Here is a 17,696-nt window from a genome sequence, read left to right as displayed (position 1 = left end):
GCTTCTTGGCTCAAATTTTTTGCTACTTATCAAATTTGAACTGAAGCTCATTTAAGCTTTTAATCGATCCAACAACTGTCAAAGTATCCTTATATCGCAGACGGGTATACCCATGCGTGATGATGGTTTGACCACCTCTTACCACAGATAGAATAATAACATCTGCAGGCAACCGAAGGTCCCTGAGTGTTATACCATGTAAATCGTGATTAAGCAACTCTATATCTCTTGTGTCCTTTCCTTTCGACATACCTAGTAGGAGAGAGGCTGCTTGCGGCGATCGCACAAAATGATCAAGTAGACTCACAATTGCCGTCGAAGGATCTACAATTTTAACTCCCAGAGCAAGGAATTTTTGTGAGTAAAAACGCTGATTCAAGCGTACTATTAGATCGCGTGTACCAAACTTGTTGTAGGCTATTTCACACACCTGAAGATTTTCTTCGTCAGTCAGCATGCAGATAATGGCTTCAGATTTATCAGCATTTACTCGTTTCAACTCCTCAAAAGATAAATTCTTCAGGTAGACCATATTGATTCCTTCTGGTTCTTGGAAATCACCGATATCTTTTTTCGTGGCAAGTTGAACCTCCCAGCCATTGTCAAGTAATTGATGGGCTAGCGCCACGGACTGACTTTCGAATCCTATGATTGTTGCATCTCGAATACCATCAAACTCCGGAGTTGGAGCTTTGCTTCTATCTTCCCCTACTTTATAAATCGCCCATTTGAATAATGGTGGACCAATGAATTGATTCAAGACAATTAGTGCGATGATTACAGTAGAAAATTGAGGACCCCACTCAGGGAATTCCTTCGAAACAACTGTCGCCAAACCCAGCGCCACACCAGCTTGTGTCATATATGGCATCCAGCCAAGATGATTAAATTTCATCGGATCCTTAGCTAGCATTCCTCCAGTATACCCGCCGATTACCATTGTGGCTGTTCTGACAACAAATAAAATCAATGCCACACCAAGAACATTTCCAATTTGATCTAAGGCAAACGTGGCGCCTGTCAATGTGAAAAAGCACACGTAAATAGGGATGCTAACATCCTCTAAGATTTTTAAAAACTCGGGCCTTGATTTAGAATAATTGGTAACATGAAAACTAGCTAGAATACATATTAAGAGAGGTTCTAGGAGAATGCCATGGTTAAATTGTGCTTCGGACCATTCATCTGCAAAAGAAGATAGCAGGTAAGCAGAATATCCTATTAATAGCACAAGCGCCGTTTTTGAATATCGACGAATTCTCCACTCCAATGTTTTCTTCAGAATAAAACCATAAACGAAGAATCCCAAAACAAATGAAAGGCCAAGTTCCAGGATCAAGATTAGCAGTTCAATAAAGTTGAAATCTGTACCGGAAATCAAAACCTGAGAGAGTGAAATACAAATAGAAAAGAGTATGATCACGAGGAAGTCTTTCACCACAGTCACTCCCATGACTGTCTGAACGTAGGGACCTTTTGCTCGTAATTCGTTAATAACTGCAATTGCTGATGCAGGTGACCTTGCAACAAATATGGCGGCAGTGATCATCGAAATAGCGATTTTCGCTGGATTATTCATCTCAGCCATATACGGAATGAAATCACTCAAAAAGAAAATAGCGATCGTGCCAAGCACAAACGTCACTACCAGCTGACCAAACGTATTCCATTTAATAGAACTTATTCTGCTTCTTAATTCACGTAAATACAGTTCGGCGCCAGCAGCAAACGCGATAAATGCCAGTGCGATTTCGTTGATGAAATTAAGACCTGATTTTGCTGATATTGGTATTAATCCTATGATATATGGGCCAGTGATCAACCCTGTGAATATTAACCCAGTGATCAACGGAAGTCTAACACGCTGAAATGCCTTAGCTATTTGATTCGCTGAAATAGCAATCACAAAAAATCCAGCAATTAGCACTATAAGTTCCTTATCCGTAGCTAGTGATTCCAAATTTTTGTCTTTTGGCGTACATCTTGCATTGGTAATACGACTAAATTAGTTCTAGTCGAATCAATCTAGCAAGTTGCACGTTTTGGTTAGTGTTAATCTGACAATTTAAATGATATGAACAAGTTCACAGTTTTTTTGGCATCAATTCTTTTATCAATTTCTTCATTTGGTCAATCTGGCGTTTCGCACAATAGCTTTGATCAACTTCTACAAAAGTATGTCGATGATCAAGGAATTGTCAATTACAAAGGTCTAAAGCAGGACAGAGCCAAGCTTAAATCTTACTTAGCTATTCTTGAGAATAATGCCCCTCAAAAGTCATGGACAAGGGATCAAAAACTTACTTATTGGATCAATGCATACAATGCGTATACGCTTGATTTGATTTTGGAGCATTATCCTGTAAAAAGCATCAAAGAGATAGGATCGACTATCAAAATACCTTTTGTAAGTACTGCCTGGGATGTTAAATTCATAAACATTGGAGGCAAAGAATACGATTTGAACAACATTGAGCATGGGATTATTAGAAAAGAATTTAATGAGCCTAGAATACATTTTGCGCTGGTATGCGCGGCTGTCTCATGCCCTAAATTGCAAAATCGAGCATATACTCCAGAAAAATTGGAGGAACAGTTAACTCAAGCGGCGAAGCAGTTTCTTGCTAATCCTTCTAAGAATAAAATAAGTTCAAATAAGGCCACATTGTCAAAGCTGTTTAATTGGTATGGAGGTGACTTCAAGACCGAAGGGACATTGATAGAATACATTAATAAATACGCTCCAACCAAATTAGATAAGAATGCTAAAATTGCATGGATGGATTATAACTGGGACTTGAATGAGCAATAGGGTTCCAAGGACAAGCACATAAAAAAAGCCCTGATTATTGTCAGGGCTTTTTTATTGAATGTGTTTTTTTATTTCACGATCTTCCGACCGATACTATGGTATTCAAATCCTAGTTCTTCCATTTGAGAAAGATCATAAAGGTTTCGACCGTCAAAAATCACTTTATTTTTAAGTGTTGTTGTGATTTTATCAAATTCTGGAGTTCTGAAAATTGGCCACTCTGTCATGATCATCAATGCATCAGCATCTTCAAGTGCATCGTATTGATTCTCTGCAAAATAGATTTTGTCACCAAACAACCCTTTTACGTTTTCCATCGCCTCTGGATCGTAAGCTTTCACCTTAGCTCCTTTGTCAAGTAATATTTGGATGTTTTCTAATGCTGGAGCCTCACGGATATCATCTGTATAGGGCTTAAATGCAAGTCCCCATATAGCAATTGTCTTTCCAGCAAGATCATTGTCGAAGTATTGGCTTAGTGGCTCAACTAATTTCTGTTTCTGCTTTTGATTGACATCCATCACGGAGTTTAAGATTCGGAAATCATAGTCTACTTCTGTAGATGATTTAGCAAGAGCTTGAACATCTTTAGGGAAGCAACTTCCTCCGTAACCAATTCCAGCAAACAAGAATCTATTTCCAATTCTAGAATCAGTACCAATCCCTTTTCTCACTTTGTCAACATCCGCGCCCATTAGTTCACAGAGATTAGCGATCTCATTCATGAATGTAATCTTGGTTGCAAGGAAAGAGTTGGCTGCATATTTTGTTAGCTCAGCAGATCGAACATCCATAAAAAGAATAGGATTGCCCTGACGTACAAAAGGAGCATATAATTTCTTCATTAACTCAATAGATCTTGGCTCTTCAGCACCTATCACTACACGATCTGGTTTCATGAAGTCATCAACAGCTACCCCTTCTCTAAGGAACTCAGGGTTCGAAACAACTTCGAAATCTACCTTCGCACCCTCTTTTACCTTGGCGGTAACTTTTTCTGCCGTTCCAACCGGAACTGTACTCTTGTCGACAATTACGGTAAATTCCTCTAGCATTGGTCCAAGATCTTCAGCAACCTTCAAAACGTATTGAAGATCAGCTGATCCATCCTCTCCTGGAGGCGTTGGGAGTGCCAAAAAGATGATTTGGGCACCTTTAATACCTTCTTTAAGACTCGTGGTAAATTCAAGTCTTCCTTGTCTAATGTTTCTTTCAAATAAAGCCTCTAGACCTGGCTCATATATAGTTACTTGCTTATTGTTGAGCTTTTTAACTTTTTCTTCATCTATGTCAACACAGGTAACATTGTTACCAGTTTCAGCAAAACATGTACCGGTAACCAGTCCAACGTATCCTGTTCCAACAACCGCAATTTTCATTTTCGTATTTTTTTAATTTTAACGGGGCGTAAAGCTAAAACTTGTTTAGTAATTCAAATAAGCCTTAGCTATTTTTTGGTGAACAAGATTAGTAATTTTGCGTTCCGAACTAAAACAAACGTTTTAAAGAATGTCAACAGCAACATTAACATCCCCCGAAGAAATAAATGAGAACAAAGAAATGATCGCTCAGATGGTTCGCGATTTTTGTTCGAAAGAGATAGAGCCACACAAAATGAAGTGGGACGAAACTCAAGAATTTCCTGCCGACGTCTTTCACAAGATGGGCGAGCTTGGATTGATGGGAGTATTGGTTCCTCAAGAATATGGAGGCGCAGGGTTTGGGTATCATGAATATGCTACCGCAATTATAGAATTATCAAAAGTTGACGGATCGATAGGCCTTTCAATGGCTGCTCATAACTCGCTATGTACAGGTCACATTCTTCAGCATGGCAGCGAAGAACAAAAGAGAAAATATTTACCAAAACTTGCTTCTGGTGAATGGATTGGTGCATGGGGACTTACCGAACCAAATACAGGTTCAGATGCAGGGAATATGAAAACTGTTGCTGTAAAGGAAGGAGATGAGTGGGTAATAAATGGTGCTAAAAACTTCATTACGCATGGCAATACAGGAAATGTTGCTGTAGTCATCGCAAGGACTGGAGAGCCAGGTAAATCTAGAAATGGAAGTGCATTCATTGTGGAGCGAACCAATCCAGGCTTCAAGCAAGGAAGAAAAGAAGATAAGCTAGGGATGAGAGCTTCTGAGACATCTGAAATGATTTTTGAAGATTGCAGAATTCCTGCAGAAAATCTAATTGGTGAAGTTGGTGATGGATTTGTGCAAGCATTAAAAGTATTAGATGGTGGAAGAATTTCTATTGCTGCATTAGGTTGTGGTATTGCAGAAGGAGCACTCGATGCTGCACTTGCATACTCTCAGGAAAGAGAGCAGTTTGGAAAGTCGATTGCGAGTTTTCAAGGCATCTCATTCAAACTTGCAGATATGGCAGTAAAAGTAGAAGCAGCAAAGCTTTTAACCTATCAAGCGGCTGAATTGAAAAATCAAGGTAAGAGTGTAAATAGAGAATCAGCGATGGCTAAACTTTACTCTTCAGAAATTGCCGTTGAAGTTGCGAATGATGGAGTGCAAATTTTTGGTGGATATGGATACACGAAAGACTATCCTGCTGAAAAGTACTATCGCGATGCTAAGTTGTGTACTATCGGAGAAGGAACATCTGAAATTCAAAAGGTTGTAATATCAAGAACCTTATTGAATCAATAATTGTAATGAATTAAAATTGCTGCTATATTTGCGGCCCATTAAAAATTCTGAAATGTTAATAATCAACGTTAAAGAGAACGAGTCAATAGACAGAGCACTTAAGAGATTTAAGAAGAAGTTCGAAAAAACAGGTGTATTAAGAGAGCTTAGATCAAGAACTCACTTCAAAAAGCCTTCTGTGGCTAGAAGAGAAGAGATCATCAAAGCACGATACATCCAGCATCTAAGAGACGAGGAAAATAAATAACCTTTTCTCCTTCTTCTTCACCTAAGATTTTAATAAGTTAGTATTCACCTCATTTCCAGAGGTGATGCTGCTTATGGTGGAGACTTTCCTTAAATATCTTTCCTTTGAAAAACGCTATAGCAAGCATACGGTAGAAGCGTACCGGAAAGATCTTCTGCAATTTTCTGATTTTTTATCATCCGATTTTGAGATAGACTCCATTGAGGAAGCGAAGCATCCCCAAATTAGAGGTTGGATAGTTACGCTGATGGATAATGGAATTTCTCCAAAATCAGTCAATAGAAAAATTGCTACCCTCAAGTCGTTCTATAAATTTTTATTAGGAAGAGAATATATTGAAGCTAATCCTGCCTCTCAGATTAAGCCTTTAAAGACTGAGAAAGACCTTCCAACTTTTGTAAAGGAGGATGAAATCACGATGCTTCTCGACAGAGTGGAATTCGAAGCAGACTTCTTTGGTCAGCGTGACCGCCTGCTCCTTGAACTTCTATACTCTACAGGTATTCGCCTGGCTGAGCTACAAGGATTAAAAGAATCAGATGTTAATTTTTATGAAAATACCATACGTGTATTAGGAAAAAGGAATAAAGAGCGAATCATACCGATCGGGAATTCGTTAATAGAGATGATAGGTAACTATCAGAAACTTAAAAATGAAATGGGTATGGTAGGAGAGAATTTGTTGCTGACTGATAAAGGAGAATCTTTATACCCGATGTTTATTTATCGCAAGGTCAATAAGTACCTGAGTGCGGTAACTACCTTAAGCAAGAAAAGTCCTCATGTGATGAGGCACACTTTTGCAACTCACTTGTTAAATAAAGGGGCAGACTTAAATGCAGTGAAAGATTTATTGGGACACACCAGTCTAGCTGCTACCCAAGTTTATACCCATAATTCAATAGAAAAGCTGAAAGCGGCCTTTGATCAGGCCCATCCGAAAGCTTAATGTATAACCTTTAAACGTGACAAACATGAAGTTACAGATGCATTCCATTCACTTCGACGCAGATTCTAAACTGCTCGATTTCATCCAGAAGAAAGTTGATAAGTTGGAAACTTTCTATGACAGAATCATCGATGGGGAGGTATTCCTTAGAGTAGAGAAAGATGAAAGTAACGTAAATAAGATTGTAGAGATAAAATTGAATGGGCCAAAGAACCAGTTCTTTTCAAAAGAAAAGGCACGATCCTTTGAGGCCGGAGCGGATGCTGCTGTAGAAGCATTGAGGCGTCAGCTCAAAAAACATAAGGAGAAAGCAATGGCTCATTAGCTCCTAAGTAGAAATAAAAAAGCCCCAATCTCTTAGAGACTGGGGCTTTTTTTATGTGATTTGTTTATCAGCTTTTCCATTTAATGGTGCATCCTATAGCTCTTTTTTCTGTCACAGAAGGCTTGCCACCTGAAAGTAGTGAGTTGATAGCATCTTCAACATAAGTTTCGGAAACATCAGATGCGTCATTTGGACTATCATCAATAGCTCCAATGAATTCAACTTTGAATTTGCCTTCTGACTCTTTGTTTAGTAAGTAGACATGTGGAGTTTTAGTCGCTCCAAAAGCTTTAGCCACTTCCTGGCTGTCATCTCTTAAATATGCAAATGAATAGCCTTTATCATTTGCTCTTTTCTTCATTTCATCCATAGAATCACCAGGCTGTTGAGCAATGTCATTTGGGTTGATGGCAACAACAGGAAATCCTTTGGCTGCATAATTTTTATCTAAATCAATAATTCTAGATTCATATGCTTTGGCAAAAGGGCAAGTATTGCACGTAAATACTACAATAAAACCTTTGGCATCGCTATAGTCGGAAAGTGATACTTTCTTACCATCAATATTCTCTAATTTGAAATCTTTGGCATAATCACCTACACCATATCCGGCAAGGGGTTCTGATGCATTAATAAATAAGACAGCAATTACGGTCAAAATACCGGTAATTAGAATAAATGTTCGTTTCATGGTTTTGGACATTTTAGTTGAGGTATTTATTGATGGTTTTTTCTAATTCTTCCTTAGTAAACGCACTTTCATGGAAATACGTTTTGCCAAGGTCAGTGACAAATAACGTAGCAGGTATTGCTCCAGACCAATTACTGCTCACTTTCCCCATGTAATCATCTGGATCTTTTTCGTCAAGAAAAAGCACATCTGATTTAAAGGATTTTTTAGCAACAAATTTTTTGACACGCTCGATTTCACTCTGAAAATCTACACTTACTAAGTAAACTTTTACATTCTCATTCGAAGATTCCAAAGCGTCGAAATGCGGAAGCTCTTTAATGCAAGGACCACACCAGGTCGCCCAGAAATTAAATACTGTTAGTGGAGCATCTGTGTAGAGAATTTTCTTTTGTAGCTCAGAAAATTTAACAACTTCAACTTCTTGGGCTGTGAGATGCATTGATACGAGGATACAAAAAACCAGTGCTAATTTTTTCATCATAAGGGATACGAATTTACAACATTAAGGGTTTATTCAATTTCTGGGCATAAAGATAAATATTGTACTATATAAAGAAGTGCCTCTTCATACAGACTCATTTCATGCCAAACTGTTAATATTTAAATAATACATTGATTTTTAACAGTAAGTTCTTCTTATTGATAGGAATATGTCATTATGCATTTAGAAAATAACACTCAAAACAGACTCAATTATTTATGCAAATGAATCGAATGATATTTATCCACAAAAACGTTAAGTTATCCACATTAATCGATCAATTGAAGTTATTGATCTGATTATCAGAGACTTATAATAAAATACTTGTTATTCTATTTTGTTGATAACTCTAAATACAATGATTTAATACGCTGTAAATCAGATGCTTATCAAATGATAATCATTCAGCTGTTTGACGTATGAGTTTTTTACGATATGCATTGAAAATCCTGGATTTAGAAATGAATCCAACATATTCTCCATTATCTATAACCGGAAGATTCCAAGCTTGTGTTACCTCAAATTTATTCATGACCGATTGCATTTTTTCCTGAGGGGATACACTTGCAGGGGGTTTTTGCATTATTGTTTTGATGATAACGTTCTTTCTCGAGTCATCATCAAACATCATTTCTCGTATATCATCTAAGGTAACGATTCCTTGCAGTTCCTTTTGATCATTTACAACTGGAAAAATATTCCTATTACTTTTCATCACTAGCTTCACTAAGTCATCAAGGTTTGCTTCAGGATGTATGATGAGTAAGTCTTTTTCAACGATTTTCTTGAGATCAATCAAACTCAAAACGATTTGATCTTTGTCGTATTGGATAAGGTCGCCTGTCTCAATGAGCCGTTTTGTATAAATGCTGTGCTTTTCAAAATATGAAATAGTGCTGAAGGAAATTGCAGACACTAACATCAGTGGGACAAAAAGTACGTATCCGCTTGTGATTTCTGCAATTAAAAATATAGCGGTAAGTGGGGCATGTAGCACTCCGCTCATTACTCCACACATACCTACAAGCGTGAAATTACTGGTACTTAAAGAAGTATTTAAAATTGAATTAGATGTGCTGCTGAAAACATATCCTGATAGACCTCCCATAAACAATGAAGGCGCAAATATTCCACCACTACCACCAGCTCCTATTGTTAACGCTGTTGCGATTGGTTTTACCAATAAAATGAAAAACAGAAATACAATAATGGAAGCTTGACTATCTGATAGGTGATCGAAAAAACTGTTGTGAAAAATGTCTGAAGAAGTCCCTTGCAAAAGACTTTTAATGGTTTCATACCCTTCTCCGTAGATTGGAGGAAAAGTTAGAATGATTAGCGCTAATGAGATTCCTCCAACTGCAGCCCTCCCAAAGTCGTTTTTAAGTTTTTCAATGCTTCCTTCAAAAACATACATCATCCTGGTGAAGTACAAAGAGATGATACCACAAACAGCTCCGAACAAAACGTAGTAGCCAGTTTCTTTCGCAATGAATGTTTCTGTAAGCGTGAACGAAAACAGGATATCTTCTCCTAATAAAACGAGCGCTACTAGCTGACCGCATACAGAAGCAATAAGCAGTGGAATAAACCTGCTAATTTTTACTTCCGTCAATATTACTTCCATTGCAAAAATGACCCCAGTAACAGGAGAATTGAATATAGCAGAAATAGCTCCTGCAGCACCACATCCTAAAAGCACAGTCCTTTTTTTATAGCCTAGATGGAATAGTCGGGATAAGTTAGAACCGATGGCGGAACCAGTTACAACAATAGGGGCCTCGAGTCCTACTGAACCACCAAAACCCACAGTAATGGCACTTGTGACCATTCTGGAATACATGCGCGTTTTCCGAATGACGCTTGAATTTTTGGATATGGCGTATAGTATTTGCGTGATGCCATGTCCTAAACCCTCTTTGAAGATATACTTTGAAGCAACTACGGTAAGCAGGATTCCAAGCAGGGGATAACCCAGATAGAAGTAATCAAAGCTGAAAAGCGTATGATTAAGCTCTAAATATTGGATAATGATATGAACAGTGCTTTTTAGAACAACTGCAGCGAGACCTGCGAGAAGTCCGATTAATCCGGCAGTAACCATCATGAAGTTATTATCGCTGACATGACGAATACGCCACACCAGGATCTTCATCATTATGGTGCTAAATGTACTTTTTTGATTTGCCATTACATCAAGGCGATTAACCCTTCAATCCGGCTTTTGTATTAAACAATAACTGCATTCTTCTTTTCAAGTGCCTCTTCCACATATTTAAATGTTGATAGCACTTCTGGCTTACCGTTAACCACGGCGACATCATGCTCAAAGTGGGCTGATGGTTTCTTATCTGCCGTAACAATGGTCCATCCATCATTCAGTTGAATCACTCTTCGAGTCCCCATATTTATCATCGGCTCAATGGCTACAACTAAACCTTCTTGAATTTTGCTCCCTCTTCCTCTTTTACCAAAATTCGGAACTTCTGGAGATTCATGCATTTTCCTTCCGAGACCGTGACCAACGAGTTCGCGAACGACTCCATAACCGTGGTTCTCTGCATGCTGCTGTACAGCAAAGCTCACGTCACCAATTCTATTTCCAGCGACTAATTGCTCAATGCCTTTATCCAAACACTCTTTGGTAACTCGCAACAGCTTCTTTACATCATCTTTAATCTCCCCGACAGGGAATGTATATGCATGATCACCGTAATATTCATTTTTTAAGACACCAATATCTACACCAACTACATCTCCTTCTTCTAGAGGTCTGTCTGTTGGAATCCCATGAACAACTTGTTCATTTACGGATGTAATTATTGATTTAGGATAATCATATAAGCCCAGAAATGCCGGAACACCTCCATGATCTCTGATGAATTCATCAGCAATTTTATCCAAATCTAAGGGAGTAATTCCAGGCTCAATTTTTTCTGCCATTACTCCTAAAGTCTTGGAAACAATGAGGGCACTTTCCCTCATGATTTCTATTTCTTCTGGTGTCTTATACTTTATCATTGGAGTGCAAAAATACTAACTAAAAGCCTTTTTTGTTTCTCGTTAAACTGGCTGATCAAACTGGCTGATATAAAAAAAGGTCGGCGTAAAAGCCGACCTTTAATTCGTGTATTTTGATAAATACTAGTTGATAATTCCTTCAAGAACATCTTTCATTGGAACTCTCGCTCCGTCCTTATAAGAAACTACCCAAGCATCTTTAACGCCCATTTCTCTCAAATATTTTTTGAAAGTATCAGCATCTCTGTATTCTTTAAAAACGCCAACAGTAAACTTTTGTAGGCCATCTTTATTTTCAGCGCTGAAGTTTGGTGAATTATCGTATTTAGAAAGATCTTCTTTCTTCGCGAATGCTCCAAGCTGAACTTTAAATACAACGCCTCTATTTTCATCGATACTGCCACCAGTATTTGTTGTAGCAACGTTTTCAGCTGGTTTGCTATTTTGAAGTCTTGAAAGTTCTTCTCTTAAATCACCAACTTGAGATTGATATGTAAGAATCTGCTGATCTTTTTCCGCGATTCTGTCGTCAATGTTTCCTAGTTCAGTCTTAAGACTAGTTACCTGTCCTTTCAAGGATTTGTTTTCATCCAGTAGCTGCTTGTATTGCTCTGGCTCAAGTTTCTTGATCCTTTTCTTCCACTCTTTAGCTTCTTTTTTATCCATTTGAGCATCAGCTTCAAATGCAAAAACGCAGCAAAGTGCCAGTGCGATAAGTGATATTGTTTTTTTCATCTTCCTGTGAAATTGGTTTTTTACGCAATTTTAATGTTACTAAAGTACAAAAATCTCTTGATAATGGATAATGAATCAACTTTTTAGCGATCCTATCATATCTTCTGGTCTAACCCATTCAGTGAACTGTTCATCCGTAACAAGTCCTAATTCGATAGCTGCTTTTCTTAGTGTTGTGCCTTCTTTGTGTGCCTTTTTAGCAATTTTAGCAGCATTTTCATATCCAATATGTGTATTTAATGCCGTAACCAGCATTAACGAATTTTCTAATTTTTCCTTGATTACAGCATGATTTGGTTCAATTCCGATAGCACAATTGTCATTGAAAGATTCGCATGCATCACCAATCAAACGTGCTGAATTAAGCAAATTGAAAACCATCATTGGCTTAAATACATTCAATTCAAAATGACCTGTCATGCCTCCTGCTGAAATTGCAACATCATTTCCAATTACTTGTGCGCAAACCATAGTCAATGCTTCACATTGTGTCGGATTCACTTTTCCAGGCATAATTGAAGATCCAGGTTCATTTTCTGGAATTACAATTTCGCCAATTCCACTTCTTGGTCCAGAGCAAAGCATTCGAACGTCGTTGCCAATTTTCATGAGGCTGACTGCTAGCTGCTTGAGAGCACCATGGGTTTCCACGATTGCATCATGAGCGGCCAAAGCTTCAAATTTATTTTCAGCTGATCTCATTGGCATACCTGAGTATTTGGCAATTTTCTCAGCAACCTTTTCAGCATAACCTTCTGGCGTATTTAGTCCGGTTCCAACGGCTGTTCCTCCAAGAGCTAGTTCGGAAAGATGATCAAGCGTATTGTTCAATGCTTTTAATCCATGATCCAGCTGAGAAACATAACCAGAAAATTCCTGGCCTAGGCTTAATGGAGTAGCATCCATAAAGTGTGTTCTTCCAATTTTAACCACATTGGTGAATGAGGATGCTTTTTGATGAAGTGTATCCCTTAGCTTCTTCACTTTAGGGATTGTATTCTCAACAACCATCTTATAGCTTGCAATGTGCATAGCTGTAGGGAAGGTGTCGTTTGAACTTTGACTCTTATTTACATCGTCATTTGGATGAATGATCTTGCTGTCATCTGATAGTGATCCGCCATTAAGTACGTGAGCACGGTTTGCAATCACCTCGTTAGAATTCATATTGGATTGTGTACCTGATCCAGTCTGCCATACTACCAGTGGGAACTGATCATCAAGTTTGCCTTCAAGAATTTCATCGCATACTTTCCCAATCAGATCTGATTTTTCTTTAGATAGAACACCAAGATCCATATTAGTTTCAGCAGCTGACTTCTTAAGAATCGCAAAGGCTTGGATAATTTCCATTGGCATTTGGTTTTTCTCACCGCCAATTTTGAAGTTGTCTCTGGAACGTTGCGTTTGCGCACCCCAATATTTTTCGGCAGGTACTTTTACCTCACCCATGGTATCATGTTCTATTCTATATTCCATTTTAGGATTTTTTTTCTGCAAATCTAACAATGGATACTGCTTTTAGATTTCAATTATTCACTGTTTTTTGTCTAATCGAAGAATGCAACATACCTTTGTTTAGAATCATTCTAAATAAATACTTAATTGGCCACTTCAGTTCTCTTAGCTGATTTTCAATATTTGACTCGACAAGGGATTTCTTCTCTAATAAAGGCTATGCCTGGTTTTGAGCTGGTCAAAGTGATTGATTCACCAGAACAATTAGTTGAATTAGCTTCTGCTACCGATCCTCAAATGATTGTAATTGATATTTCAGATAAGGATCGTGAACTAGTACCAAAACTTAGGGAGCTGAAAGAATCATTGACAGCCAGCTTTCTTGTGATTTCAAATAGTCAAACCAGAGATTCTATTCAGCAGATGCTTGCAATGGGCATAAAGGGTATATTGACCAAGAATTGTAGTGAAGAAGAAATTGTAAGTGGATTGAGAGCTGTCGCGCAAGGCAATCGATTTTTTTGCAACAACATTTTAGACTTGGTGGTGGACAATCCTGAAGAAAAAGATGATTGCGAGCCTACCAACTTATCTTCAAGAGAATTCGAGGTTTTGGAATTGATTACAAAAGGTATGACCACTGCTCAGATTGCAGATGAATTGCATCTTAGCGTTCATACCATTAATTCTCACAGAAAGAACATCTTGAAGAAACTTAACCTAAGTTCTCCTGCAGAACTTATCGTTTATGCATTGGAAACTGGATTGGTAAGAAACTAGCTTACTTAGGAATTGCTGTTGGTTGTCTATTTTCATCAATCGCGACAAACGAAAATTCTCCTTCTATTGCCTGCTCTCTTTTTTCGGAATACATTTCTTCGATGTAGATCTGAACGGACACTTTCAAGCTAGTATTCCCAACGTGCGTTACTCGTCCAATCAACTCTACGATTGTTCCTGCTGGTATCGGTTTTTTAAAATCAATTTTGCTACTGCTTACAGTAACCATTCGCTGACGGCTAAAACGTGTGGCGGTTATAAAAGCTACCTCATCCATCGCATGCATAGCGGTACCTCCAAATAATGTATCGTAGTGATTGGTAGTGTTTGGAAATACCGCTTTGAAGATTCTGGTTTCTGATTTATCAATTCGCTGATCGAGAGACATATTTAAGGATTTAAGATTTAGTTGTAAATAACCTCAAAAGCATCGAAAATAGCTACTAGTGCTTTCACTGATTCGGGGCTCACTTGAAGTTTCTTTATATAGATAGTTTGAAAGTATTCGTCAATTATTTTGATCTAGATAGATATTTTTGATCTTCCTTCTTATGTATGGACAAGATGTATTGCGCAGCTCACTCATGATTATTCGGTATTGCTCGGATGGATTTTTCTCGATCTTTCGCATGAGATTGTTAAAGAAGTTGTCGAAATCGTTAGGTGAAGACATAGTAGTATTAGTTATAAATTATCCCGAAAACTTCTTTCATAGTAGTAGCTTCTTCAAGGATGTTTAAGATTTCTTGAGTATCGGTTTCGGTAAAGCACAAGCCAACTTGTGCGTTATGATTTTTAATAATTGTGCAGTGCTTTCCTAGAAAATCGAAATGATAGTCTTTTTTGGTTAGGTGACGGAGCATATTTATGAATACGGATAATTCTCGATCATCAAACGAAAAGCAGCAATTGTTATAAATAAACGAATAATTGCGGCACCCTTTGCACCAACTTATTTGGGCGATGTCTGACTGGGCTAGTACTATGTGGTCATTTTTTATACACATCGATGTTGTATTTAATATAAATAGTGCCTGCACTTGATCAGAAAGTTGTTTTTTAGACGTTCCATCAAGCACAGGACTTAAAATCTTATTAAGAATGATTCTAAATAAGACAAATATGACTACTCTAGATCAGCAATTCAATCACGATTTATAGTCATTTTGAATAGCGAGTAATAGCTAATAGTTAGCCATTACTAGTGATTCATTTTTCACCATCATTAGCGATTGACGCGGATACTTTTCGAATCCAATTTTGCATTGTTTAGAATCATTCTAAATAATGATGAAAAAGATCTATTCCCTTCTATTCGTTTGCATATCTGCTGTCACAGTTGCCCAAAGCACTTTCAAGGTAAGGGTTAGTGATTCATTTGAATCACTTGTTGGTGCTACGGCAATTGTGACTGGCAGTGATGGTGCAACAGATAAATTGGTATCTGATATTAATGGGGAGTTCTCGACTGCAATAGAAATACCTTTTGATGTAGAAATACGCTTTTTGGGATTCGAGACCTTAACAACTACCATTTCAAAATCAGGCCAAATTGTTATAATGAAACCATCATCAACTTATCTTGATGATATAGTTGTAACTGGTCAATTTAATCCACAGTCTGCGAGAAACTCTGTTTATAAAGTGCAGACCATTACCTCCGATCGAATAGCTTCTCAAAATGCAAATTCACTTCATGATATTTTATCCAATGAGTTAAATGTAAAAATAGATCGAGATAACGCCACAGGTAGATCAGAAATATCATTGCAGGGACTAAGAGGACAATATGTTAAAGTATTAATTGATGGAATCCCGGCTGTGGGAAAGGGTGGCGTTCGCAACGATATTGATCTTGCACAATTTGATGTTCAAAGCATAGAGCGAATCGAGATTGTTCAAGGACCAATGGCTGTGAGCTATGGATCTGATGCACTAGCAGGTGTAATTAACATCATAACTAAGAAAGATATTGACGCGCAGCTTGAAGTATCAGTTAATATTCAAACAGAAACCGCGGGAAGTGAATATTCATTCTTTGATCAAGGAATTCATAGCCCATCAATAAATACTTCGTATAAAATTTCTGATCGATGGTTTACTCAATTGACGGGAAGGTACTATCGATTTGGTGGGTGGATCAACGAAGCCCTTATTAATCAGCCTGGCGAGTTTGATTGGCATCCTAAAGAACAGTGGTTTGGAGGATGGCTCACAAGATATGAAACTGATAGATGGGAGTTGTATTATCGGTTAGATATCCTTGATGAGCGTATCACAAATTTTGGTGATTTAATAGTTCCTGCTAATGGAGGGGAGCCTTATAAATTTGATGAACAGTACAATGCTGATCGATATTTTCATCAAATTCAGAGTCTTTGGAGAGTCTCTGATTTCACCACGATCAATAGTGTTTTCTCCTACACAGATTATGAGCGACTTTCATCAAATTTTAGAAATTTCCCGTTATCGGGAGTTGAAATTCCAATCACATCAGGAAATGACACGATCTATTACCGATCCTTTTTCTCCAGGAATACAATTAATCTGATTTCTAAAAAGTCTGGAAGCTTTCAGGTTGGTGTTGAGTCTACTCGAGAAACATCCGGTGGTAGTACACTTAATGATGGAGATAAACACTTGACCGACCTGGCGATTTTCGCATCGGCTGAGCTGATTTTTAACGACCTAAAAGTCAGACCAGGAATTAGGTATTCATATAACAGTTTATTCGAAAGCATTCCTACTGCTTCTGTCAACTTTGCGTATAAACTTGGAGGCAATACAAATTTGCGTTGGAGCTATGGTAGAGGATATAGAGCTCCATCCATCCGCGAATTATTCCATGAATTTGTCGATAGCAATCATAATCTGATTGGCAATCCTGATCTAAAACCTGAGGATTCTCACAACTTCACTTTCAATATTTCTCATCAGTTGAATTCCATTCCTCTTAGTTTTCAATTGCTCTCCTTCTATAACAATATCAATAATGGGATAACCATTCTTGTGCCGATTGGTAATGAGCCTACAACCTATACTAACCTCACCAAAATGAACACCCTCGGAGGTAACATTCAGGCTTCATATGAGCAAGGTCGATTTACAAATTCAGTTGGATTCTCTTACGTCGGAAGATTGCAAAATCTTAGAGATGAAACAGGAGTACCAGAATATGTATTCACGCCTGAAATAATGAGTAGAGCTAGTTATAGATGGTCATCTATTAATTTGTCTCTTTCGGCCTTTTATAAGTTCAATGGATCATTCAGACAATATAGCCTGGTAGAAGGCGAACCGAGGTTGGCTAGTCAGGAATCTTATCATACACTAGATCTAAATCTTTCCAAAACATTTATCAAATCGATTCGCATTGGAATTGGTGCTCGAAACATACTTAATGTGACAACACTAAACGCTACAGGATCGACAGGAGGACCACATACTGCTGGAAGCAACATACCGGTTGGATTTGGGCGCTCCTATTTTCTAACCATTAATTATCAATTCAAAAAATAGAC

17 protein-coding genes are annotated in these 17,696 nt (G+C 37.9%); 7 read left to right on the top strand and 10 right to left on the bottom strand.

What is annotated here, in order from left to right:
* Nucleotides 1-22: 22 nt before the first annotated feature.
* On the bottom strand, nt 23-1,960 hold the full coding sequence (locus ACY650_RS07310; protein WP_462253249.1) for a cation:proton antiporter domain-containing protein: 1,938 nt from the start codon (nt 1,958-1,960) through the stop codon (nt 23-25).
* A 114-nt stretch (nt 1,961-2,074) separates the two neighbouring features.
* On the opposite strand from ACY650_RS07310, the gene ACY650_RS07305 reads away from it, so the two are divergent.
* Nucleotides 2,075-2,812, top strand: coding sequence for a DUF547 domain-containing protein (locus tag ACY650_RS07305; protein ID WP_462253247.1), 738 nt, complete (start codon nt 2,075-2,077; stop codon nt 2,810-2,812).
* Nucleotides 2,813-2,880: 68 nt separating this feature from the next.
* Here the strand turns inward: ACY650_RS07305 and ACY650_RS07300 are convergent, their stop codons facing one another.
* Nucleotides 2,881-4,191: a UDP-glucose dehydrogenase family protein gene (locus ACY650_RS07300; protein ID WP_462253245.1), complete on the bottom strand. Its 1,311-nt coding sequence runs from the start codon at nt 4,189-4,191 to the stop codon at nt 2,881-2,883.
* A 130-nt stretch (nt 4,192-4,321) separates the two neighbouring features.
* Between ACY650_RS07300 and ACY650_RS07295 the strand changes: the two genes are divergently transcribed.
* The 4 genes from ACY650_RS07295 (at nt 4,322) to hpf (ending at nt 7,006) form a co-directional block, all read left to right on the top strand.
* Complete coding sequence (locus tag ACY650_RS07295) at nt 4,322-5,485, top strand: acyl-CoA dehydrogenase (RefSeq protein ID WP_462253243.1); 1,164 nt, start codon at nt 4,322-4,324, stop codon at nt 5,483-5,485.
* A 52-nt stretch (nt 5,486-5,537) separates the two neighbouring features.
* The gene (gene rpsU / locus ACY650_RS07290) at nt 5,538-5,732 is read left to right on the top strand and encodes a 30S ribosomal protein S21 (protein ID WP_350222399.1); all 195 of its coding nucleotides are present in this window, start codon (nt 5,538-5,540) and stop codon (nt 5,730-5,732) included.
* Nucleotides 5,733-5,796: 64 nt separating this feature from the next.
* Nucleotides 5,797-6,681: a tyrosine-type recombinase/integrase gene (locus ACY650_RS07285; protein WP_462254391.1), complete on the top strand. Its 885-nt coding sequence runs from the start codon at nt 5,797-5,799 to the stop codon at nt 6,679-6,681.
* 25 nt (nt 6,682-6,706) lie between these two features.
* Nucleotides 6,707-7,006 carry a ribosome hibernation-promoting factor, HPF/YfiA family gene (gene hpf, locus ACY650_RS07280; RefSeq protein WP_462253241.1) on the top strand — a complete coding sequence of 100 codons (300 nt, stop codon included), beginning with the start codon at nt 6,707-6,709 and terminating at the stop codon, nt 7,004-7,006.
* A 67-nt stretch (nt 7,007-7,073) separates the two neighbouring features.
* Here hpf and ACY650_RS07275 read toward each other — a convergent pair whose 3' ends face one another.
* The 6 genes from ACY650_RS07275 to fumC form a co-directional block, all read right to left on the bottom strand.
* Nucleotides 7,074-7,697, bottom strand: a complete 624-nt coding sequence (locus tag ACY650_RS07275) for a thioredoxin family protein (RefSeq protein ID WP_462253239.1) — start codon at nt 7,695-7,697, stop codon at nt 7,074-7,076.
* 13 nt (nt 7,698-7,710) lie between these two features.
* A complete protein-coding gene (locus tag ACY650_RS07270) occupies nt 7,711-8,181 on the bottom strand; it encodes a TlpA family protein disulfide reductase (protein ID WP_462253237.1) in 471 nt (156 codons plus the stop codon).
* 400 nt (nt 8,182-8,581) lie between these two features.
* Nucleotides 8,582-10,372, bottom strand: coding sequence for a chloride channel protein (locus tag ACY650_RS07265; RefSeq protein ID WP_462253235.1), 1,791 nt, complete (start codon nt 10,370-10,372; stop codon nt 8,582-8,584).
* A 38-nt stretch (nt 10,373-10,410) separates the two neighbouring features.
* On the bottom strand, nt 10,411-11,202 hold the full coding sequence (gene map, locus ACY650_RS07260) for a type I methionyl aminopeptidase (RefSeq protein ID WP_462253233.1): 792 nt from the start codon (nt 11,200-11,202) through the stop codon (nt 10,411-10,413).
* A 123-nt stretch (nt 11,203-11,325) separates the two neighbouring features.
* Entirely contained in the window at nt 11,326-11,937 is a 612-nt protein-coding gene (locus ACY650_RS07255; RefSeq protein WP_462253231.1) for an Ezrin/radixin/moesin family protein, read from the bottom strand.
* A 75-nt stretch (nt 11,938-12,012) separates the two neighbouring features.
* Nucleotides 12,013-13,416, bottom strand: a complete 1,404-nt coding sequence (gene fumC, locus ACY650_RS07250; RefSeq protein WP_462253229.1) for a class II fumarate hydratase — start codon at nt 13,414-13,416, stop codon at nt 12,013-12,015.
* A gap of 126 nt (nt 13,417-13,542) precedes the next feature.
* Here fumC and ACY650_RS07245 point away from each other — a divergent pair, with 126 nt between their 5' ends.
* Complete coding sequence (locus ACY650_RS07245) at nt 13,543-14,175, top strand: response regulator transcription factor (protein ID WP_462253227.1); 633 nt, start codon at nt 13,543-13,545, stop codon at nt 14,173-14,175.
* A gap of 1 nt (nt 14,176) precedes the next feature.
* Here the strand turns inward: ACY650_RS07245 and ACY650_RS07240 are convergent, their stop codons facing one another.
* Complete coding sequence (locus ACY650_RS07240; RefSeq protein WP_462253225.1) at nt 14,177-14,563, bottom strand: acyl-CoA thioesterase; 387 nt, start codon at nt 14,561-14,563, stop codon at nt 14,177-14,179.
* A gap of 292 nt (nt 14,564-14,855) precedes the next feature.
* Nucleotides 14,856-15,182 (bottom strand): DUF6686 family protein, encoded by a 327-nt coding sequence (locus ACY650_RS07235; protein WP_462253223.1) that lies wholly within the window; start codon nt 15,180-15,182, stop codon nt 14,856-14,858.
* Between the two features lie 280 nt (nt 15,183-15,462).
* Here ACY650_RS07235 and ACY650_RS07230 point away from each other — a divergent pair, with 280 nt between their 5' ends.
* Nucleotides 15,463-17,694 carry a TonB-dependent receptor gene (locus ACY650_RS07230; RefSeq protein ID WP_462253221.1) on the top strand — a complete coding sequence of 744 codons (2,232 nt, stop codon included), beginning with the start codon at nt 15,463-15,465 and terminating at the stop codon, nt 17,692-17,694.
* Nucleotides 17,695-17,696: the final 2 nt, after the last annotated feature.

It is taken from the genome of Ekhidna sp. (assembly GCF_963691765.1).
GTDB lineage: Bacteria > Bacteroidota > Bacteroidia > Cytophagales > Cyclobacteriaceae > Ekhidna.
The sequence above is the reverse complement of the archived record's forward strand: the minus strand, read 5'-3'. Positions and strand labels throughout refer to the sequence as shown.

What these genes read in the sequence shown, in the direction of transcription:
- ACY650_RS07305 (WP_462253247.1), top strand. Translation starts at nt 2,075, where the DNA reads ATGAACAAGTTCACAGTTTTTTTGGCATCAATTCTTTTATCAATTTCT.
- ACY650_RS07300 (WP_462253245.1), bottom strand. Translation starts at nt 4,191, where the DNA reads ATGAAAATTGCGGTTGTTGGAACAGGATACGTTGGACTGGTTACCGGT.
- ACY650_RS07295 (WP_462253243.1), top strand. Translation starts at nt 4,322, where the DNA reads ATGTCAACAGCAACATTAACATCCCCCGAAGAAATAAATGAGAACAAA.
- rpsU (WP_350222399.1), top strand. Translation starts at nt 5,538, where the DNA reads ATGTTAATAATCAACGTTAAAGAGAACGAGTCAATAGACAGAGCACTT.
- ACY650_RS07285 (WP_462254391.1), top strand. Translation starts at nt 5,797, where the DNA reads ATGCTGCTTATGGTGGAGACTTTCCTTAAATATCTTTCCTTTGAAAAA.
- hpf (WP_462253241.1), top strand. Translation starts at nt 6,707, where the DNA reads ATGAAGTTACAGATGCATTCCATTCACTTCGACGCAGATTCTAAACTG.
- ACY650_RS07275 (WP_462253239.1), bottom strand. Translation starts at nt 7,697, where the DNA reads ATGAAACGAACATTTATTCTAATTACCGGTATTTTGACCGTAATTGCT.
- ACY650_RS07270 (WP_462253237.1), bottom strand. Translation starts at nt 8,181, where the DNA reads ATGATGAAAAAATTAGCACTGGTTTTTTGTATCCTCGTATCAATGCAT.
- ACY650_RS07265 (WP_462253235.1), bottom strand. Translation starts at nt 10,372, where the DNA reads ATGGCAAATCAAAAAAGTACATTTAGCACCATAATGATGAAGATCCTG.
- map (WP_462253233.1), bottom strand. Translation starts at nt 11,202, where the DNA reads ATGATAAAGTATAAGACACCAGAAGAAATAGAAATCATGAGGGAAAGT.
- ACY650_RS07255 (WP_462253231.1), bottom strand. Translation starts at nt 11,937, where the DNA reads ATGAAAAAAACAATATCACTTATCGCACTGGCACTTTGCTGCGTTTTT.
- fumC (WP_462253229.1), bottom strand. Translation starts at nt 13,416, where the DNA reads ATGGAATATAGAATAGAACATGATACCATGGGTGAGGTAAAAGTACCT.
- ACY650_RS07240 (WP_462253225.1), bottom strand. Translation starts at nt 14,563, where the DNA reads ATGTCTCTCGATCAGCGAATTGATAAATCAGAAACCAGAATCTTCAAA.
- ACY650_RS07235 (WP_462253223.1), bottom strand. Translation starts at nt 15,182, where the DNA reads ATGTGTATAAAAAATGACCACATAGTACTAGCCCAGTCAGACATCGCC.
- ACY650_RS07230 (WP_462253221.1), top strand. Translation starts at nt 15,463, where the DNA reads ATGATGAAAAAGATCTATTCCCTTCTATTCGTTTGCATATCTGCTGTC.